We start from the raw sequence: 17,290 nt of genomic DNA on the forward strand, positions 1-17,290 counted from the left end.
GACGGCCCGGCACGGGTGCCCGGCCGCCCGTTCGACCGCGGCGACCTCCTGCCACGCCGCGGCGACGTCGGCGGGCCGGCCGAGCGGGCGGAACAGCGCGAGCGCGGCGTGCAGGTCGGCCAGGGCCTCGGCGGGGCGGTCGCGCCGGCGCGCGAGGTGTGCCCGGTCGACCAGGGCCTGCGCGTGGGCGGCGTCGTCCCGGCCGGCGAGGAGGTCGACGGCGAGGTCGAAGGCGGCGCGGGCGTCGCGGAGCCCGGCGGGGTAGGCGGGTGCGGTCCCGAAGGCGGGTGCAGACCCGGAGGACGGGAGAGGCGGGGGTGCCGGCGGCGCGGCCGGGTCGGGTTCGGAAGCGGCGGCGAGCGCGGCGGCGAGGCGGTGTGCCGCGCGGCCGAGGAGGACCGGGTCACCGGTGCGGTCGGCGAGGTCGAGGGCGGCGGTGGCCGCGGCCAGGGCGGCCGTGTCGTCGCCCCGGCGGGTGCGGGCCGCGGCGAGGTGGACCAGGGCGTCGGCGCCCACGGCGGGGTCGGCGTGCGCGGCCGCGTGGTGGGCGAGCCGCTGCAGGAGGGTGCCGGTGTCGGGGGCCGGCGTCGCCGGGCCGACGAGGGGGGCCGGGTTGTCGAGCGGGAGCGGCCCGGCCGGGGCGGCCTCCGGCCCCGCCGGGGCCGCCTTCGGACCGGCCGGGGCGGGCCCGTCGAGCGGGGTCGGGCCGTCGAGCGGGATGGTGCGCTCCGGGAGCGGCCCAGGGAGGGCGGCCCACTCCGGCTCGGCCGGCAGCACCTCGGCGACGACGGTGGGCAGGGCGCACCACGGCCCGTCGCCGGGCCCGGGGCGCGGGCCGAGCAGCCCGCGGCGGAGCAGGACGCGCAGCAGCGGGCCGACCGCCACGCGGTCCGGCAGCACCGCGGCGCACCGCGCCGGATCGACCAGCGGCAGCCTGGTGGCCCGGACCGCCTCCAGCACCTCGCGTTCGGCGGCGGGCAGGGCGGCCAGTGCGATCCGGGCGGCGGCGCGGGCGGCCGCGGCGGCGTCGCGGGGCCGGCCCGTGGACTGCTGTGTCCGCAGGGCGCGCAGGCCCGCGGCGGGGCTCGGGAAGGTTCCCGCGAGCAGGCGGACGGCGAGGGGGGAGCCGTGGCAGGCCTCGAGCAGCGCGTCCGCGGACTCGACGGCCGGTGCCGGGCAGAGGGCGGGGACGTCGAGCCCGGCGTGGCAGGACGGCAGGAGCGCGGCGGCCGCGGCGGACGGCAGGCCCCGCACCGCGACCGGGGCCAGGCCGTCGAGGTGCAGCTCGCCGAGCGGTGCGGCCGTGGTCACCAGCACCGCCGAGCCGCCGCCCGGCAGCAGTGCGCGGACCTGCGCGGCCGAGCGGGCGTCGTCGAGCACGAGGAGGGTGGGCGTGCCGGCGAGCACCGCGCGCAGCAGGGCCGTCCGGTGCGGCGTCGCGGCCGGGATCTCGCCGGCGCGCACGCCGAGGTCCCGCAGCAGCTCGCGCAGCGCCGGGCCCGGATCGGGGCTGGTCAGCGGCACGAACCGGACCCCGCCCGGGTATCGGCCGGCCAGGCGTGCGGCCGCGGCGAGGGCCAGCGCGGTGGTCCCGAGCCCGGGTCCGCCCGCGAGCACGACCCCCGGGGCGCCGGCGGCGACCGCCCGCAGCACCGCGGCCAGCTCGCCCTCGCGCCCGGCGAGCCCCGGGACCGTGGGGTCGACCGGCGGTGCGGCCGGGGGTTCGAGCACGACCCGTCCCACCTGCACGACGGTCCCGACGGGTGCGGCCACCCGCAGGTCCAGCTCCGGCTCCCTCACGCGCCGCCCCGGCGGTCCGGCGGGCCGATCGTGAGGCCGCCGTGCAGCTCCCGCGCCTGGACGACGGTGCCGGCCTGGCCGCCGTCGGCGATCTCGATCCGCATCCCCGGGGCCTCGGGCCCCGAGCACTCCGGCGGGGCGGTCCCGACCACGTCCGTCAGCGGCGCCGGGAGCGGGCCGCCGGTGTGCAGCCAGGCGTAGCCGGAGAACACCTTCGCGGGCTCGAGGACGAGCACCCGCCGGAAGTCGCGCAGCCGGACCAGGCCGCGCAGCTCGTCGAACAGCGGGTCGGAGACGGCGACCGCGAGGTCGGTGCCGGGCCGCCGGGCCAGGTCGGTCCGCAGCGCACGGGACCCGAGGAACCGGCAGGTCCGCACCACGCCGTTGCCCGCGAAGCCGTTGGGCGCCGGACGGCCCGGGCCGCGGTGGGCGGCCGCGCGCAGCCGCAGCCGCTCGCGCGGGGCCGACCGGTTGACCGCCTCGAGCCCGGCGCGCAGCGCCACCAGCATCGCGACGACCGCCTCGGGCTCCGTCGCCGGCCCGAGCAGGGCCACCTCGCCGTCCCCGTTGGGTTGGCGCAGCGGAGCGGTCCCCGCCGCCCGCCAGGCCGCGTCGAGAAGCCCGGCGAGGACCTCCTGGGCCCGCTCCTGCCCCGCGTCCGAGCGCCTGCCGTAGCCCTCCAGGTCGACCGCGACGCACAACCGGTCGCCCGTGTCACCCCGGCGTCCGACCACCCGTCCCCCCGTACCCCGAACCGCCGCCGACGGGGAGCCTACGAGGTGGGGGCGCCCGGCGGGTAGGTTCCCCGTGCGGGCCGGCCGGTCCGCACGGTACCCGGGGGGTGACCGGTCGGTGACGACCCAGGAGCGGACGGAGGCGGCGCAGGGCCCGCGGGGCGGCGCCGGACCCGAGCCTGCCCTGGACCCCGCGCTCTGGGAGGCGCTGCGCGCCCTCGGGCACCCCGCCGAGTTCGACCCCGGCGCCACGATCCTGTTCCAGGGCTCCCCCTCGGAGTCGATGCTGCTGCTGGAGAGGGGGCTCGCCACGGTGAGCGCCACGGCCGCGGACGGGGCCGAGGTGTTCCTCGCCTTCCGCGGGCCCGGCTCCCTGCTCGGCGAGTTCGGCTACGTCGACCGCAGGCCGCGCTCGGCCATGGTCCGTGCCGCCGTGCCCACCCTCTGCCGGGTCCTGCCCCGCCCGGCGCTGGACCGGTTCCTCGGTGCCGACCCCGAGGCGCAACGGGCCGTGACGACCGCCGTGGTCGCCAAGATGCGGGCGGTCACCGACCGGCGGGTCCGGTACACGCAGGGCCGCATCGGCGCCCGGATCGGGCGGGTCCTCCTCGACCATGCGCGCGAGTTCGGCGTCCCGGGCCCCGGCGGCTCCGTGGTGGTCGACGTGCCGCTGGCCCAGCCGCGGATCGCCGACCTGGTCGGCGCGAAGCCGCGGATCGTCGGGCTGGAGCTGGCCCGGCTGCAGGAGGCCGGGCTCGTCGACACCGGGTACCGGTCCTCGCCGCGGAAGCTGCGGGTGCTCGACCCCGAGGGGCTGGAACGCCGGCTGGCGGAGCCCGCACACTGACCGCCGCAGGTGGCACGGGTGCGACATCACCGGGCGGCATCCCGGCGATCATCGGTGTCCGACGACCGGCGACGGGAAGGACCCGCGGTGAGCGCTGAACCGGAACCCGAGGAGGGGACGGTGGCGGGCCCGACCGGGTTCGGGGTGGACGAGGACATGCTCGCGCTGCTCGGCCACGACGGCGCCGCACTGCCGACGGAGCACCCGTTCGACTCCTGGTGACCCAGGAAGGCGAGCCAGCGGCGCGCCTTCGCCCAGGCCGTCCGGTCGCCCGCGGCCACCGCGGCCCGCAGCGCCGCCCCCAGCTCGACGGTCGCCGCGTCCGTCCGGCCCACCGCCGCCAGCGCCTCGCCCAGGCCCTGCCGCGGGGCCACCGGCTCCGGCCCGTCCTGCTCCGCGAACAGCGCGCAGCTGCGGCGGTAGGCCTCGACCGCACCGTCGGCGTCGCCCGCGTCGCGGCGCGCGTCGCCGAGGGCCTGCCACACGGCGGCCTGCCCCGGCCCGTGGTCGAGCGCCCGGAACCGTTCGAGCGCCCCCGCCCCGCAGTGCAGCGCACGGTCCGTGCGGCCCCGCGCGCCCGCGACCGCCCCGAGCCCGTGCAGGGCCCACGCCGTGGTCTCGACGGCCTCGGCGCCCCGGTGGGTGCGCAGCAGCTCGATCACCCGCAGGTAGAGCTGCTCGGCGCGGCCCGGGTCGCCGATCTCGCGGTGCACCTCGGCCCGCGCCCGCACCGCCCCGGCCGCTCCGACCGGGTCGCCGGCGGCGAGGAAGCGCTGCTCGGCGCCGTCGAGGGCGCCGAGCGCGAGGTCCGGACGGCCGCGCCCGTGGTGGGCGACGGCGACCCGCACCTGCAGCTCCGCGCGCCGCTCCGGCGGGCCCTCCGCCTCCGCGCAGCGCAGCGCCGCCGCCTGGACGCGGTACCAGTGGGCCCACGGCGCCCGGAGTGCGCGGCGGTCCGCGAGGACGTCGGCGACCTGGTCGAGACCGGTCCGGTCGTACCGCTCGAGGTCCTCGGCCACCACGACGAGGTTGTCCCACTCGGCGGCGAACCAGCCGTGGTCCGCGGCGCGGCCGGGGGTGGGGCGGGCCCGGTCGAGCGCGCGGAAGTAGGTGTGGGCGACCCGCTCCCGGCCGGCCGAGGCCGTGCGCTCGCCGCCGGTGTCGCGCAGTGCCTCCTCCGCGAACCTCCGGGCGGATTCACGCAGCGCGTACCGCGGAGAGGTGCCCGGCCGCCGGTCGACGAGGTGGGCCGCGGCCAGCACGTCCAGCGCCGGCGCGACGTACTCGGCGTCCACCCCGGCCAGCGCCGCCGCCGTTCCGGGCGTGACGTCGGCGAGCGGCATCGCCCCGAGCGTCCGCAGCACCCGGCGCTCGGTCGGCCCGAGGTGCGCGTAGGCCGCGGCGAACGACGCGCGCAGCGTCCGGTCCCCGATCCGGAGGCCGGCGAACGTGCGGTGCCGGTCCCGCAGCGCGGCGGCGAGCCGGTCCGGCGTGAGGTCCGGCTCGGCGGCCAGCCGGGCGGCGGCGATCCGCAGCGCGAGCGGCAGCCCGTCGCAGACCGCGACGAGCTCGTCGACGCCGGGGCCGGGGCCGCCGAGGAGGGTGCGGGCGTCGTCGGGCTCGAGGTCGCCGACCTCGACCCGGACCGCGGCACCGGCGGGCAGCGCGAGCGGGGAGGCCGCCGTGAGCAGGGCGAACGAGCCGGACCGTGCGGGCAGGAGCCCCGCGACCACACCGGCGTCGACGACGTCGTCGAGCAGGAGCAGGACACGCCGCTCGGCCAGGGCGGCCCGCAGCGCGGCCCGGGCGTCGGCGGCCCGGGCGGGGACGGGCAGCCCCAGCCCGGCGAGCAACCGGCCCGCGGGCGCGTCCGGTCCCGGGAGGCGGTCGCGCAGATCCTCGGCGAGGACGCCGTCGGGGAAGAGCGGGGCGAGGCGGTGCGCGGCCTCGACGGCCAGCGCCGTGGTGCCCGCGCCCGGACGGCCGGTCAGCAGCACCGCGCGCACGGGCCCGCGGACGGCCCGGGTGATCTCCGCGAGCTCGCGGCGCCGCCCGACGAAGCCGTGCGGCCGCGGCGGCAGGGCAGCCGGGAGAGCGCCCCGAACAGGGCTTCCGGCCAGGGGGACGGCCACGGTGCCGAGCTGGACGGCCGTGCCGACGGGGGCGTCGAGGCGCAGCGTCAGTCGCCCGGCCGGGCGCGCGGGTCGACCCACCCCGTGATCACCTCCCGCCGGTCGTTCCGAGCAGTGTCGTCGATCAGCCGATGCTCCGGGAACCCGTCGCGTTCCGTGATCGTGCTGCGGACAGGTGTAACCAACGGCAACGTTGCACCGATCCGGTCAGTACCGATCAGTGCCGATCAGTACCGATCAGCGCGCGACAGCGGCCGAGGAGGAGGCGTCGGCGATGCCGCAGAAGGGGCTGGACCCCCTGCAGGAGGACCTGCCCGGGCCGGTCCGCGAGGTCGTCACGGACCTGCGCACGATCTACACCGACGGGCCCTTCGACCGGCTGCGCCAGGTCGAGGAGGCGATCGTGCGTAGCCGCGCCGACACTCCCGGCCTGGTCACGGTCTCGTCCGCCACCTGCTCCCGGATGCTCGGCCCGCGCCGCTCGTCCGACGGCCGCAGCGCCCTGCCGCGGTGGCCCTCGGTGAAGGCCTTCCTGGTCGTGCACGGCGTGGACCCGGAGCCGTACGAGGCGCGGTGGACGGCGGCCCGGGACGCGTGGGCGGCCGGGGAGGAGCCGGAGGAGAGCGCCGACCGCGCCGCCGACCCCGCGGACGGCGGCGCCGCCGGCACCCCGGCCCCCGCCCGCCGCTCCCGGTTCGTGGCGCTCGCGCTCGCCGGGCTCGCCCTGTTCGGCGCCGGTACGGCGTTCGGCCTGCTCCTCGGCCGCGGGACCCCGGAACCGCAGGCCGTGGCGGCGTCGCCGCCGGCGCTGCCCGGCGCGGTGGAGACCGTCGAGCCGGCCGGCCCGACCGGGGTGAACTGCGACGTCGGCGGCGAGGGCGGCGACGTCCGGTTCCTCTCCGTCGCCTCCGACGACGGCCGGCCCGGCATCCCGATCCGGATCCGCGCCGACCTGGAGATCGTGAAGCCCGCCGACCCGGGCCACACGTACTGGCTCATGTTGCGGCCGTTCACCGAGGGCATGCCGTTCTTCGCGAAGGCGCCCGTGCGGACCGACTCCGGCCCGGCCTCGTTCCAGCTCGCCTTCGACTCCCCGATCGGGTCAGTCCGCGACCTGTTCGTGGTGGAGGCGGACGCCGGTGCGGGACAGTGGCTCCGGGAGAGCCACGAGCACGACGGCGACAGCGGCTGGGCGCAGAAGCGCGGCGCGCTGCCGCCGGGCACCGACATCGTCTCCGGCACCTGCCGCGTCGAGCGCACCCGCTGACCGGCCGTCGGCGGACGTGACGGTTGTCGCTTTCGCCCGGATCGGCGCGCGAGTGCCCGGGTATCGGTAGCCTTCTCCCGAAGGGTGCGAAACGGACATCGACCGAGGAGGACGGGTGCTCGAGGTCACCGGGCTGGCGTGGGGCGTGACGATCGGGGCGGTCGTCCTGCTGCTCGCCCTGGACCTGATCGTGGCGGCGCTGAAACCCCATCGGGTCGGGTTCCGCGAGGCCGTGCTCTGGTCGGTCTTCTACATCGCCGTGGCCGTGCTGTTCGGCGTGATCTTCTGGTCCTACGCCGGCAGCCAGTTCGGCATCGAGTACTTCAGCGGCTACATCGTCGAGAAGAGCCTCTCGGTCGACAACCTGTTCGTCTTCGTGATCATCATGACGACGTTCGCGGTCCCCGAGGAGCACCAGCACAAGGTCCTGACCTTCGGGATCGTGCTCGCGCTGATCATGCGCGGTATCTTCATCGCCGTCGGCGCCACGCTGCTCAACGCCTTCTCGTTCATGTTCCTGGTGTTCGGCCTGCTGCTGCTCTACACCGCGGTCCAGCTGTTCCGGCACCGCGACGAGGACCCGGATGTCGAGGACAACGTCGTGGTCAAGGGCGCGCGGCGGCTCTTCCCGGTCAGCGACGACTACCACGGCGGCAGGCTGTTCGCGAAGGTCGACGGCAAGCGCCTGGCCACCCCGCTGTTCATCGTGCTGGTCGCGATCGGCGGAATCGACCTGCTGTTCGCGCTCGACTCCATCCCCGCCGTGTTCGGCGTGACCAGCGAGGCCTACATCGTCTTCGCGGCCAACGCCTTCGCCCTGCTCGGCCTGCGCGCGCTGTTCTTCCTGGTCAAGGGCCTGCTCGATCGGCTGGTGTACCTCTCGACCGGGCTCGCGATCATCCTCGCCTTCATCGGCGTGAAGCTGATCCTGCACTGGCTGCACGTCGACATCAGCCCGTCGGTGCCGGAGATCCCGACCACGCTGAGCCTCGCCGTGATCATCGGCATCCTGGCGATCGTCACCGTCGCGAGCCTGATCAAGACGCGCAACGACCCTGATCAGAAGGCGCACGCGGGCTCGCTGCGGGCCAGCAAGAAGGCCCCGGGCGCGGTCTCCGCGTCGGAGCAGGAGCGGGACCGCTAGGATGGTGGCGTGCGCCACGCTTTGACCTCCCCGCGGGAGATCATTACCCGGCGCGCCGGCTGAGCCAGGTCGCCGGCGCGCCGTTCACGTGCGCCCGCCCGGGACCTGGCCCGGATCCCCACCTTCCTCGAGGAGATCCGATGACCGCCGCCCTGCTCCCTGCACCGACCGCCCCGGACGTCCCGGAGATGCCGGACCACATGTCCGTCACCGTCGCCGTGACCGGCGGCCTCGACGGCGTCCAGCGCGTCGTGACCCTGCTGCGCGGCCGCGGCTACCCGGTCCGCGGGCTCACCGCCGACCTCGCCGACGACGACACGGGCGCCCTCGGGGTGCGCCTGCCGCTCACGGCCGAGGAGGCCGAGCTGCTGGTCGCGCGCCTGCACCGCCTCCCGGCGGTGCTGCACGCGACGGTCGGCTGACCCGGGTCAGCCGAGGCCGGGCCCGCCCACCGGGGTCAGCTCGATGTACTCGGGCGGGCCCGCGAGCAGCGGCAGCACCGCGCCCAGGCCGGCCTCGCCGAGGTCGCGCTCGAGCGCGGCCTCCGACGCCGCCTCGTCCGACCAGACCTCGGTGACCCAGACGGCGTCCTCCTCGTCCGGGGTGCGGTTGACGATGTACAGCTCGCACCCCGGCGCGGAACGCATGCCCTCGGCGACCCGGAGCATCCCCTCGGCCAGCGCTGCCCCCTCCCCGGGGGTCGCGATCATCCGGACGTACCTGCCGACGCGGGCGCTCATGCGGCGACGGTAACCGCGCCGGGATCAGGCGGCGGTGACCGGGTCCGCGGCGGCGTCGACCGACCGGGTGTCGAAGCGCCGCAGGACGCGGCCCTCGGCCGTGAACGCCGGCCAGCCCGGGTCGCCGGTCCGTGCGAAGCCGGTCCACGCGGCGACCATCTCGTCCGCCAGCGCGCGGGGCGGGTCCTCGCCCGCCAGCGCGTCCGGCCCGGTCGCGTGCTCGGGCGTGCCGAACACGAACGGCAGCTCGAGGGCGTGGCAGGCGCCGAGCCCGCCGCCGAACGCGGGGGAGCGCCAGGCGAACTCGTAGACGTGCGTGGAGCCGGACCCGGTGCCGGCGTGCGCGAGGGCGAGGCGGAGTGCCGGGCCGCGGAACACGAGGTCGGTGAGCAGGGCGGCGTACCGCTCGCCGGGCGTGGCCTCGGTACGCGTGGCCAGCAGCTCGGCGGCGCGCGGGTGCACCGCGCCGAGCCCGGCGAGCGTCTGGGCGTCGGTCAGGGCGCCGAGCAGGCCGGTGGGGACGAGGTAGAGGTTCATCTCCTCGGCGTTGAACCCGGTGATCAGGTCGACGCCCGCCGCGGAGCCCTCGGCGACGGCCGCGAGCGGGGAGCGCGGCAGGACGTCGTCGCCCACCACCGGACAGAAGCCGCCGAGCCCGAAGCCGGGATCGACACCGTCGGGTTCGCGCAGGTCGCCGCGCTTCAGCGGATCCGACATGCGGTCCTGGGCGGCCAGGGTCTCGGCGAGCGGCCGCTCGCGGAAGGCCTCGGCGGACGGCTCGACGCCCAGCTCGGCGGCGACCCGTGCGGCGAACCCGCGCAGCGGCCCCTCGCTGTGCACCATCTCCGCGCCGCCGCTCTGCACGATCGCGCGGCGGAACAGCCCGCCCGCGAGCGGCGAGCCGAGCAGGCAGCCCACGCTCATCGCGCCCGCGGACTCGCCGAACACCGTGACGTTCCCGGGGTCGCCGCCGAACGCGGCCGCGTTCTCCTGCACCCAGGCCAGGGCGGCGAGCTGGTCGCGCAGCCCGATGTTGGTGGCCCCGCCGGCGAGCGGGAGGAAGCCCTCGATCCCCAGTCGGTAGGTCACCGAGACCAGCACGACGCCGGCGCGGGCGAGCGCGGTCCCGTCGTAGACCGGGGCGCCGGGCTCGCCGGCCACGAACGCGCCGCCGTGCACGAACACCATCACGGGCAGCCCGGAGCCGCCGGGGTCCGGCGTCCAGACGTCGACGGTCAGGTGGTCGTCGCCCGGCCGCCAGCCCTGCCCGATGACGGGGGAGAGGTCCAGGGGGCCGAAGGTGCGCGGCGGCTGCGGGGCGTTCGGGCCGGGGACGGTGCAGTCCCGCACGCCCTCCCACGCCGGCACCGGCGCGGGCGCGGCGAAGCGGAGCGGGCCGACGGGCGGCGCGGCGTAGGGCACGCCCAGGAAGCGGGCCACCCCGTCCTTCTCGACGCCCCGGACCCGACCCGCGCCGGTGACCGCCTCCGGCGCCTGGCCACCCGACTCCTGAACCGACCGCTCGCTCGCCTGCACGGTCTCCGGTCTACCGGATCACGCCAGCGGAAGCACGAGGATGCGGTCGTCGTCGGCCCCGGGGTCGCCGCGACCGTCGCGGTTGCTGCTGGTGAACCACAGCGACTTCCCGTCCGGGCTGACCGCGACGGCGCGGATCCGGCCGTAGGTCCCCTCGAACAGCACCTGCGGCTCGCCCAGCGACCCGTCCGGGTTCACCGGGTAGCGGAAGAGCCGCTCGCCCCGCAGCGCGCCCGCGTAGAGCGCGCCGTCCGCGTAGGCCAGCCCGCTCCACGAGGCGTCGTCCGTGCCCTGCTGGGCCAGCGGGTCGACGAAACCGTCCCGGCCTTCGCGGCCCTCCACCTCGGGCCAGCCGTAGTTGCCGCCCGGGGTGATCAGGTTGATCTCGTCCCACGTGCTCTGCCCGAACTCCGCGGAGAACAGCCGCCCGGCCGGATCCCAGGCCAGGCCCTGCGGGTTGCGGTGGCCGAGGCTGTAGACCGCGGTGCCGAACGGGTTGCCGGGCGCGGGCCGGCCGTCCTTCGTGAGCCGCAGGATCTTCCCGCCGAGGTCGTCGCGGTCCTGGGCCGGCTCGCCGCGGCCCGCCTCCCCGGTCGCGACGTACAGGAAGCCGTCCGGCCCGAACTTGATCTGGCCGCCGTCGTGGTTGCCGCCCTTGGGGATCCCGGTGAGGATCTCCTGCTGCCGCGACCCGTCGATCGTGCCGTCCGGGTTGGCCGTCAGCCGGACGACCCGGTTGTCGTCCGAGGTCGTGAACATGACGTAGACGCCGCGGTCGGTCGCGTAGTCGGGGGAGAGTGCCACGCCGAGCAGCCCGCCCTCGCCGGTCGGGGTCACGCCGTCGACGGTGCCCAGCCGGGTCACCGCGCCGTCCGGGGCCACGCGGGAGATCGTCGCCGGGATCCGTTCGGTGACCAGCGCGGAGCCGTCCGGGAGGAAGGCGATGCCCCACGGCACCTCGAGGCCCGACGCCAGCACCCGCGGCGCGCCGTCCGCGGGCGCGCTCTGCGGGGTGGCGGACGGGGTGCCGGCCGGGGTGGCCGCCGTGGGTGCGGGGGCGGGGGCGGCGCAGGCCGTGGTGACGGCCAGGGTGCCCGCGAGCAGCAGCGCGGCGCCGGTCCGGAGGGGGAGGGCGGTGAGGGAGCGCACGTCACGAACCTATCCGGGCCGCTCGGGCCGGGCGCGCCGAACCCGACGGAACGGGAGGAAAACGGCAGCGTGACGGCGGAGGTGGGGCCTGCACCCGGGTGGAGCGGTGGGTGGCCCCGCTCCGCCCGGTCCGCGGCGTCGGGCACCCTGGTGACCATGACCGTGGACCACATCCTGCTGGCGATCCCGCCGCTGGCGGTGTACCTGATCGTCGGGCTCGTGGTGGGTGTGGAGAGCCTCGGCATCCCGTTGCCGGGCGAGATCGTGCTGGTCAGCGCGGCGCTGCTGGCCTCGCACCACGAGGTCGCGGTCGACCCGGTCGCGGTCGGCGTCGCCGCGATCGTCGGCGCCGTCGTCGGGGACTCGATCGGCTACCTGATCGGCCGGCGCTTCGGCCTCCCGCTGTTCGACCGGCTCGGCCGGCGCTTCCCGAAGCACTTCGGACCGCGGCACGTCGCCCTCGCCGAGCGGGTCTTCGGCCGCTGGGGGACGTGGGCGGTGTTCTTCGGCCGGTTCGTGGCGCTGCTGCGCATCTTCGCCGGCCCGCTCGCCGGGGCGCTGCGGATGCACTACCCGCGGTTCCTGGCCGCGAACATCGGCGGCGCGGTCGTGTGGGCCGGCGGGACCACCGCGGCCGTCTACTACCTGGGGATCGTCGCCGAGAGGTGGCTGTCCCGGTTCTCCTGGGTCGGGCTGGGTGTCGCGGTCGTCGCCGGCCTCGCCGTCGCCCTGGTGGTGCGGCGGCGCACCCACCGGATGCTCGACGAGGTCGAGCTGCCGGATCAGGCGGCGCCGGTGTCGACGGCCGAGGGCACGGCCGGTCGCACCGCCCCCACCTCGGCCCCGTGACCGAGGACCGGCACGTGGCCGGCGGCGTCGAGCTCCGCGGAGCGCACCCCCAGGGCGCGCAGCGCGGCGGCGACCACGGCCGGCACGGGCCGGGCGGCGCCGTCGAGCACGGTCAGGGCCAGCGCCCGCCCGTCGGGTAGCGCGGCGGCGAACACCCCCTCCGCCCCGTCCTTCGCGACGAGCCCGGGCACGGCCCGCAGGATGCGCGTCACCGGGCGGGCCGGGCCGCCGAGCCACTCGGGGTACGCCCGGATCGCCGCGGCGACCCGGCCCTCCGGACTGCCCGGCTCCGCCGTGGCGATCGTCGAGAAGGCGCGGGCCAGGCCCGCGACGGTGCAGGAGAAGAGCGGCGCGCCGCAGCCGTCGACGGCCACGTGGCGCACCTCGTCCCCGGTCAGCGCCTCGACGTGCCGGCGGATCGCCTGCTGCAGCGGGTGCTCGGGGTCGCGGTACGAAGCCGTGTCCCAGCCCGCGGCCACGCAGGTCGCGAGCATGGCGGCGTGCTTGCCGGAGCAGTTCTGGGCGACCGGCTCCGGTGGCGAGCCGGACGCGCGCCAGGCCGCGGCGGCGTCGGGGTCGAGCGGGAGGTCCGGGGTGTTCTGCAGGGCGCCGGTGCCGAGCCAGGCGCCGGCGAGGATCCGGGCGGCGCCCTCGCGGTGCATCGGCAGGCCGGCGTGGCTGGCGGCCGCGAGCGCGAGCAGCTCGTCGTCGAGGTCCAGGCCGGCCCGCAGCATCGCCGCGGCCTGCACCGGCTTGAGGGACGAGCGCGGGAGGAAGACGGTGCCGGGTCGGCCGACCTGCGGGCCGCCGACCGTCGCCAGGTGCCCCAGGTGCACCGACTCGACCACCCCGGACCGGACGACGGTGGCCAGGACCCCGGCCCCCGTCGCGACGCTGCTGCTCGCCTCACCCACGGACGGCGACGGTAGCCGCCGGACCCGCGCCGGGTCAGGGCCGGGATCAGCGCGCGAGGACGCCCGGCTCCAGCGCGGGCGGGTTCGGCCCGTACGCGTTGCCGCGCGCGGCCCGGGCCCGCACGCCGGGCAGCGCGAAGACCCAGCGCAACGCCGGGGGCGGGGCGATGGCGCGATCCCGCTGCCGCGCCTTCACCACCCGCTGCTCGGTGCGGACCTGCTGGGCCTGCACCGTGCGGATCGCGGCCTCCCGGTCGGCCTGAACCGCGATCAGGTCGCTCTCGTGGACCCCGCCCGCGCGCAGGGCCGGCACCAGCCGGTTCGCCGCGGCGACGGCGTCCTGCAGGGCCATGAGGATCCCGTTGCCGCCGACCGGGGAGATGACGTGCGCGGCGTCGCCGATCAGCAGCAGTCCGGGGCGCCACCAGCGGTCCACGCGCGCGATGTCGACCGACAGCAGCGTCGTCTGCCGCAGGTCGGTGAGCAGGTCGGCGCGGTCGGCCAGCCAGGGCACGTGCGTGCGGAGGAAGGAGCGGATCGGCTCGACGCCCGCCTCCCGCGCCGCTGCGAACCCGCCCTTCGGCAGCGACCAGCCGACCTGCCAGTCCTCCGGCCCGCCGAGCAGCCCGACGTAGTGGTCCGCTCCGAAGTAGAGATCGACGTCGGCCTCGGGCGGGTCGTCCGGGCGCCGCGGGAGGGTGAACCACAGGATGTCGGTCTGCGCGCCCAGCGAACGGGCCGGCAGCCCGGCCAGCGCCCGCACCTTGGAGAACCGGCCGTCGGCGCCGACGACCAGGCTCGCCGCGAGCTCCTCGTCGCCGACGCGCACACCCGTCACCACGCCGTGCTCCTCGACCAGCGCGGACACCCGGGCCGAGGTCCGCAGCTCGAACGCGGGCAGCTCGGCGGCCTTCGCGGCGAGGAAGTCGAGGAAGCGGGCCTGCGGCATCAGCGCGACGTACGGGAAGGGGCTGTCGAGCGCGCCGTAGTCGGCCGGGGTGAGCGTGCCGGTGGGGGTGTGGAAGCGGAAGTACCGGGCGGGGAAGTGGGGCAGCCGCAGCAGCTCGTCGGCCAGCCCCAGCTCGTCGAGCAGCTCGAGGGTCCACGGGTGCAGCGAGTCGCCGCGGAAGCGGCGGTCGAAGTCGCGGTGGGCCTCCAGCAGCGTCACCGGCACCCCGGCCCGGGCGAGCAGGTAGGCCAGCAGCATCCCGCCGGGCCCGCCGCCGACCACGCGGACGGGGGTGGTCACCGGGGATCCAGCCGGAACACGGCGATCGTGTCGAGGTGGGCGGTGATCTCCTCGAGCGAGGCGTCGGCCGGGACGGGGAAGGCCTGCAGCGCCCACGGCACCGACATGGCCCGCAGGTAGGCCGACACCACGGGTGCTGCCTCCGCGGCGGGCGCGCGCCGGGCGGTGACGGCCTCGGTGCCGTCGGCCGAGGCGATCCCGGCGGCGGGGTCGGCGTCGAGGTTGCGGACCCAGGCCCGGGCCGGGTCGGGGGAGACCAGGTAGGACCGCCCGTGCAGGCACACGACGCCGAGCGGGGTCTCCCGGACGCGGCCGGAGCGGCGGCCGGTGCTGCGCAGCACGCGCAGCGCATAGCCGCCTTCCACCGCCGGCCGGGCCGGCTGCTCGAGGATGCGGGTCGTCATGGCGGCGTTGAGGGCCGCGACGTCGGGCGCGCTCACGCTGTCCGACACTACTCCCTCGATCGTCAATCGTCTCGACAGTCGAGAGAACTGAGGTGGCTGTCGGGTGTGTCCGCGGCCTGGCACGATGCCCGCCATGGTCACCCCCCGGCGGACGAGGGTCGAGGCGGTCGGCGAGGGCGCGGCCGTCACCACCCTGGAGCTCTTCTTCGACCTCGTGTTCGTGTTCGCGCTCACCCGTGTCACGGACTGGATGGCCGACGACCCGACGGCCGAGGTCGTGCTCCGCGGCATGCTGATCCTCGTCGTCATGTGGTGGTCGTGGGTGGGTTACTCGTGGCTGGGCAACGTCGCGAAGGCCGACGAGGGCCTGATCCGGGTCGGCATGCTCGTCGCGATGGCCGGGGTCTTCATCGCCTCGATCACCATCCCCGAGGCGTTCGACGACCTGCCCGGCGGCCTGTCCGGGCCCGTGGTGTTCGCGGTGGCGTACTTCGTCGTGCGGATCGTGCACCTCGGCATGTTCTGGATCTGCAGCCGCGACGACCCGCAGCTGCGCGGCCAGATCGTGCGCTGGATCCCGTCCGTGGTGCTGGGCACGGTGCTGCTGCTCCTCGCCTCGCAGGCCGAGGGCTGGGTGCAGACCGCGCTCTGGGCGGGCGCCCTGCTCGGCGACTACGTGGGCACGGCCCTGGCCGGCGCCTCCTGGCGGCTCAACTCGGCGAGCCACTTCGCCGAGCGCCACGGGCTGATCATCATCGTGGCGCTCGGGGAGTCGATCGTGTCCATCGGCATCGGCGTGGCCGCGCTGCCGGTGTCGTGGCCGATCATCGCCGGCAGCGTGCTCGGGCTCGCGATCGCGGGCGCGATGTGGTGGGCCTACTTCGACGTGACCTCCATCCTCACCGAGCACGCCCTCGCCGAGGCGACCGGCGAGCGGCAGATCAGGATGGCCCGCAACGGCTACACGTTCCTGCACCTGCCCATGGTCATCGGGATCATCCTGATGTCGCTCGGGCTCAAGAAGGCGCTGCTCTACATCGGCGGCGGCGAGGGGCACGCGCTGAGCGACCCGCTCTACGGCATCCCGCTCGCCGCGCTCTACGGCGGTGCCGCGATCTACCTCTTCGCGCACGTGTGGTTCAAGCGCTACCTGATCGGCACCCTCAACGTCGAGCGGATCGTCGTCGGCGTGGTGCTGCTGGCGATCACGCCGCTGGTCGCGCTGGTCCCGGCCGTCGTCGCGCTGCTGGTCCTGGCCCTGGTCCTCTGCGGCCTCGTCGCGTACGAGACGCACCGCTTCCGCGAGCTCCGGCACGCGGTGCGGCACGGGAGCCACGCGGAGCACTGACGGTCACCGGCCGCCCCGGTCGTCCTCCCCGAGCGCGGCGAGGCGCTCCTCGGCCAGGACGAACGCGCCCCGCACGACGACGGCGGCTTGCCCGGGGGAGTCGCCGCCGTCGAACCTGCGGTCACGAGGCCTGGCGCATCGTCATCCCGGTCAGGGCGACGACGTGGTCGCCGGTCCGGTCGTCGACCCGGACGACGTAGTCGGTCGGGTAGTAGCCGTTCTTCTGGTAGGCCTCGGGCAGCTTGAGCGGCTGCTCCAGGGTCGGCTTGGTCAGCAGCCAGTCGCGCGTGACCATCGGCTCGACGAATGTGTACCGGCCGTCCCACGTCCCGTTGATGATGATCTGGGTGAAGTCGTAGGAGCCGGGCACCAGGCTGCTGTCGGTGGAGTCGACCAGGTGCACGCCCATGCCGGGCACGGCCTGCTGGGCGGCGGTACCGCCCGGCGGCACGGCGTACCCCTGCGGCACGTATCGCGCCTCCGGCAGGCGGTCCGCCGCGGCGGCGTAGTCCGGGGCCGTCGGCTGGATGCCCTCGATGGTCGCCATGTCGACCATGTCGAAGTGGAAGTCGAAGTGCGGCTTGCCGAACAGGGGGACCGGGTCGTGCCCCTGCGGGTTCCAGTTCAGCATGACGTGGTCGAACGCGGTGGCCGACGCCTGGTCCGGCAGGTCGAGCATCAGCGTGCCCGCCGGCGTGGTGGTCGTCGGCAAGCCGTCGAGGGCGCCGGGGCTGAGCCGCAGCCCGATCTCGGTGGGGTTCCCGCTCCCGTCGAGCACCGCGTAGGTCTTGGCGGTCCCGTTCCCGAGCGGCTGGGAGGGGCCGAAGAAGGTGCCGCCGCTCCCCGCCTGGGCGGTTCCGCCCCCGCACCCGGAGAGGACCGCCGCGGCCGTGCAGGCCGCGGCCACGAGTCCCATTCTTCGCAGGAACCGTCGACCGTCCATGATCGCCTCCTCGACTCGGTTCGACGTGATGTACGTCACAGAGGCTCGCGAAGGGGCTCCGGATACGTGACGGGGAAACGACGAAGGCGGCTCCCGCTGGGAGCCGCCCTCATGGTGTGCGCCGCGAGGGAGCGCGGGACGACCTCGTCCCAGGAGGATGCGCCGTGGCCGGCGCCGTGGACGAGGACGAGGACGAGGACGTCGTGGGCTCCTCGGTGCGCCGCGCGGGAATCC

General features: G+C 76.4%; 15 protein-coding genes and 1 pseudogene. 6 read left to right on the top strand and 10 right to left on the bottom strand.

All coding sequences use genetic code 11. The annotated features are described in order from the left end of the window. Positions 1-1,800: pseudogene (locus PKE99_RS31370) on the bottom strand (hypothetical protein); the annotation flags it as partial. Beyond that, positions 1,797-2,534: a hypothetical protein gene (locus PKE99_RS31375; RefSeq protein ID WP_051737801.1), complete on the bottom strand. Its 738-nt coding sequence runs from the start codon at positions 2,532-2,534 to the stop codon at positions 1,797-1,799. The gene PKE99_RS31375 and the pseudogene PKE99_RS31370, both read right to left, overlap by 4 nt. A gap of 118 nt (positions 2,535-2,652) precedes the next feature. Between PKE99_RS31375 and PKE99_RS31380 the strand changes: the two genes are divergently transcribed. Next, a complete protein-coding gene (locus PKE99_RS31380) occupies positions 2,653-3,381 on the top strand; it encodes a Crp/Fnr family transcriptional regulator (RefSeq protein WP_197040739.1) in 729 nt (242 codons plus the stop codon). A 26-nt stretch (positions 3,382-3,407) separates the two neighbouring features. Here PKE99_RS31380 and PKE99_RS31385 read toward each other — a convergent pair whose 3' ends face one another. Next, entirely contained in the window at positions 3,408-5,594 is a 2,187-nt protein-coding gene (locus tag PKE99_RS31385; protein WP_051737799.1) for a tetratricopeptide repeat protein, read from the bottom strand. 193 nt (positions 5,595-5,787) lie between these two features. On the opposite strand from PKE99_RS31385, the gene PKE99_RS31390 reads away from it, so the two are divergent. The 3 genes from PKE99_RS31390 (at position 5,788) to PKE99_RS31400 (ending at position 8,346) form a co-directional block, all read left to right on the top strand. Further along, the gene (locus tag PKE99_RS31390; protein ID WP_156067762.1) at positions 5,788-6,780 is read left to right on the top strand and encodes a hypothetical protein; all 993 of its coding nucleotides are present in this window, start codon (positions 5,788-5,790) and stop codon (positions 6,778-6,780) included. A 115-nt stretch (positions 6,781-6,895) separates the two neighbouring features. Then, entirely contained in the window at positions 6,896-7,924 is a 1,029-nt protein-coding gene (locus PKE99_RS31395; RefSeq protein ID WP_037048968.1) for a TerC family protein, read from the top strand. Positions 7,925-8,064: 140 nt separating this feature from the next. Next, complete coding sequence (locus PKE99_RS31400) at positions 8,065-8,346, top strand: hypothetical protein (protein ID WP_037048965.1); 282 nt, start codon at positions 8,065-8,067, stop codon at positions 8,344-8,346. Between the two features lie 6 nt (positions 8,347-8,352). Here the strand turns inward: PKE99_RS31400 and PKE99_RS31405 are convergent, their stop codons facing one another. Genes PKE99_RS31405 through PKE99_RS31415 form a run of 3 tightly spaced genes read right to left on the bottom strand, consistent with a single transcriptional unit; the run spans position 8,353 to position 11,349 of the window. Continuing rightward, positions 8,353-8,664, bottom strand: coding sequence for a putative quinol monooxygenase (locus tag PKE99_RS31405; RefSeq protein ID WP_037048964.1), 312 nt, complete (start codon positions 8,662-8,664; stop codon positions 8,353-8,355). Between the two features lie 24 nt (positions 8,665-8,688). After that, positions 8,689-10,200: a carboxylesterase/lipase family protein gene (locus PKE99_RS31410; protein ID WP_063739812.1), complete on the bottom strand. Its 1,512-nt coding sequence runs from the start codon at positions 10,198-10,200 to the stop codon at positions 8,689-8,691. Positions 10,201-10,218: 18 nt separating this feature from the next. Beyond that, entirely contained in the window at positions 10,219-11,349 is a 1,131-nt protein-coding gene (locus tag PKE99_RS31415; protein WP_051737798.1) for a PQQ-dependent sugar dehydrogenase, read from the bottom strand. Between the two features lie 156 nt (positions 11,350-11,505). On the opposite strand from PKE99_RS31415, the gene PKE99_RS31420 reads away from it, so the two are divergent. Beyond that, the gene (locus PKE99_RS31420) at positions 11,506-12,198 is read left to right on the top strand and encodes a DedA family protein (RefSeq protein ID WP_081924458.1); all 693 of its coding nucleotides are present in this window, start codon (positions 11,506-11,508) and stop codon (positions 12,196-12,198) included. Here the strand turns inward: PKE99_RS31420 and PKE99_RS31425 are convergent. From PKE99_RS31425 to PKE99_RS31435, 3 genes are read right to left on the bottom strand one after another with little or no spacing between them, the layout of a single operon-like run. After that, positions 12,132-13,112: an asparaginase gene (locus PKE99_RS31425; RefSeq protein ID WP_037048963.1), complete on the bottom strand. Its 981-nt coding sequence runs from the start codon at positions 13,110-13,112 to the stop codon at positions 12,132-12,134. The genes PKE99_RS31420 and PKE99_RS31425 overlap by 67 nt on opposite strands. A gap of 46 nt (positions 13,113-13,158) precedes the next feature. Continuing rightward, on the bottom strand, positions 13,159-14,319 hold the full coding sequence (locus tag PKE99_RS31430; RefSeq protein WP_037049274.1) for an FAD-dependent oxidoreductase: 1,161 nt from the start codon (positions 14,317-14,319) through the stop codon (positions 13,159-13,161). Between the two features lie 38 nt (positions 14,320-14,357). Then, entirely contained in the window at positions 14,358-14,801 is a 444-nt protein-coding gene (locus tag PKE99_RS31435) for a nitroreductase/quinone reductase family protein (RefSeq protein WP_231498313.1), read from the bottom strand. Positions 14,802-14,898: 97 nt separating this feature from the next. Here PKE99_RS31435 and PKE99_RS31440 point away from each other — a divergent pair, with 97 nt between their 5' ends. Then, entirely contained in the window at positions 14,899-16,113 is a 1,215-nt protein-coding gene (locus tag PKE99_RS31440; protein ID WP_037048961.1) for a low temperature requirement protein A, read from the top strand. A gap of 121 nt (positions 16,114-16,234) precedes the next feature. Here PKE99_RS31440 and PKE99_RS31445 read toward each other — a convergent pair whose 3' ends face one another. Then, on the bottom strand, positions 16,235-17,056 hold the full coding sequence (locus tag PKE99_RS31445; RefSeq protein WP_037049271.1) for a DUF5602 domain-containing protein: 822 nt from the start codon (positions 17,054-17,056) through the stop codon (positions 16,235-16,237). Between the last annotated feature and the right edge of the window lie 234 nt (positions 17,057-17,290).

This window comes from Pseudonocardia halophobica, assembly GCF_027922425.1.
Taxonomy (GTDB): domain Bacteria; phylum Actinomycetota; class Actinomycetes; order Mycobacteriales; family Pseudonocardiaceae; genus Pseudonocardia; species Pseudonocardia halophobica.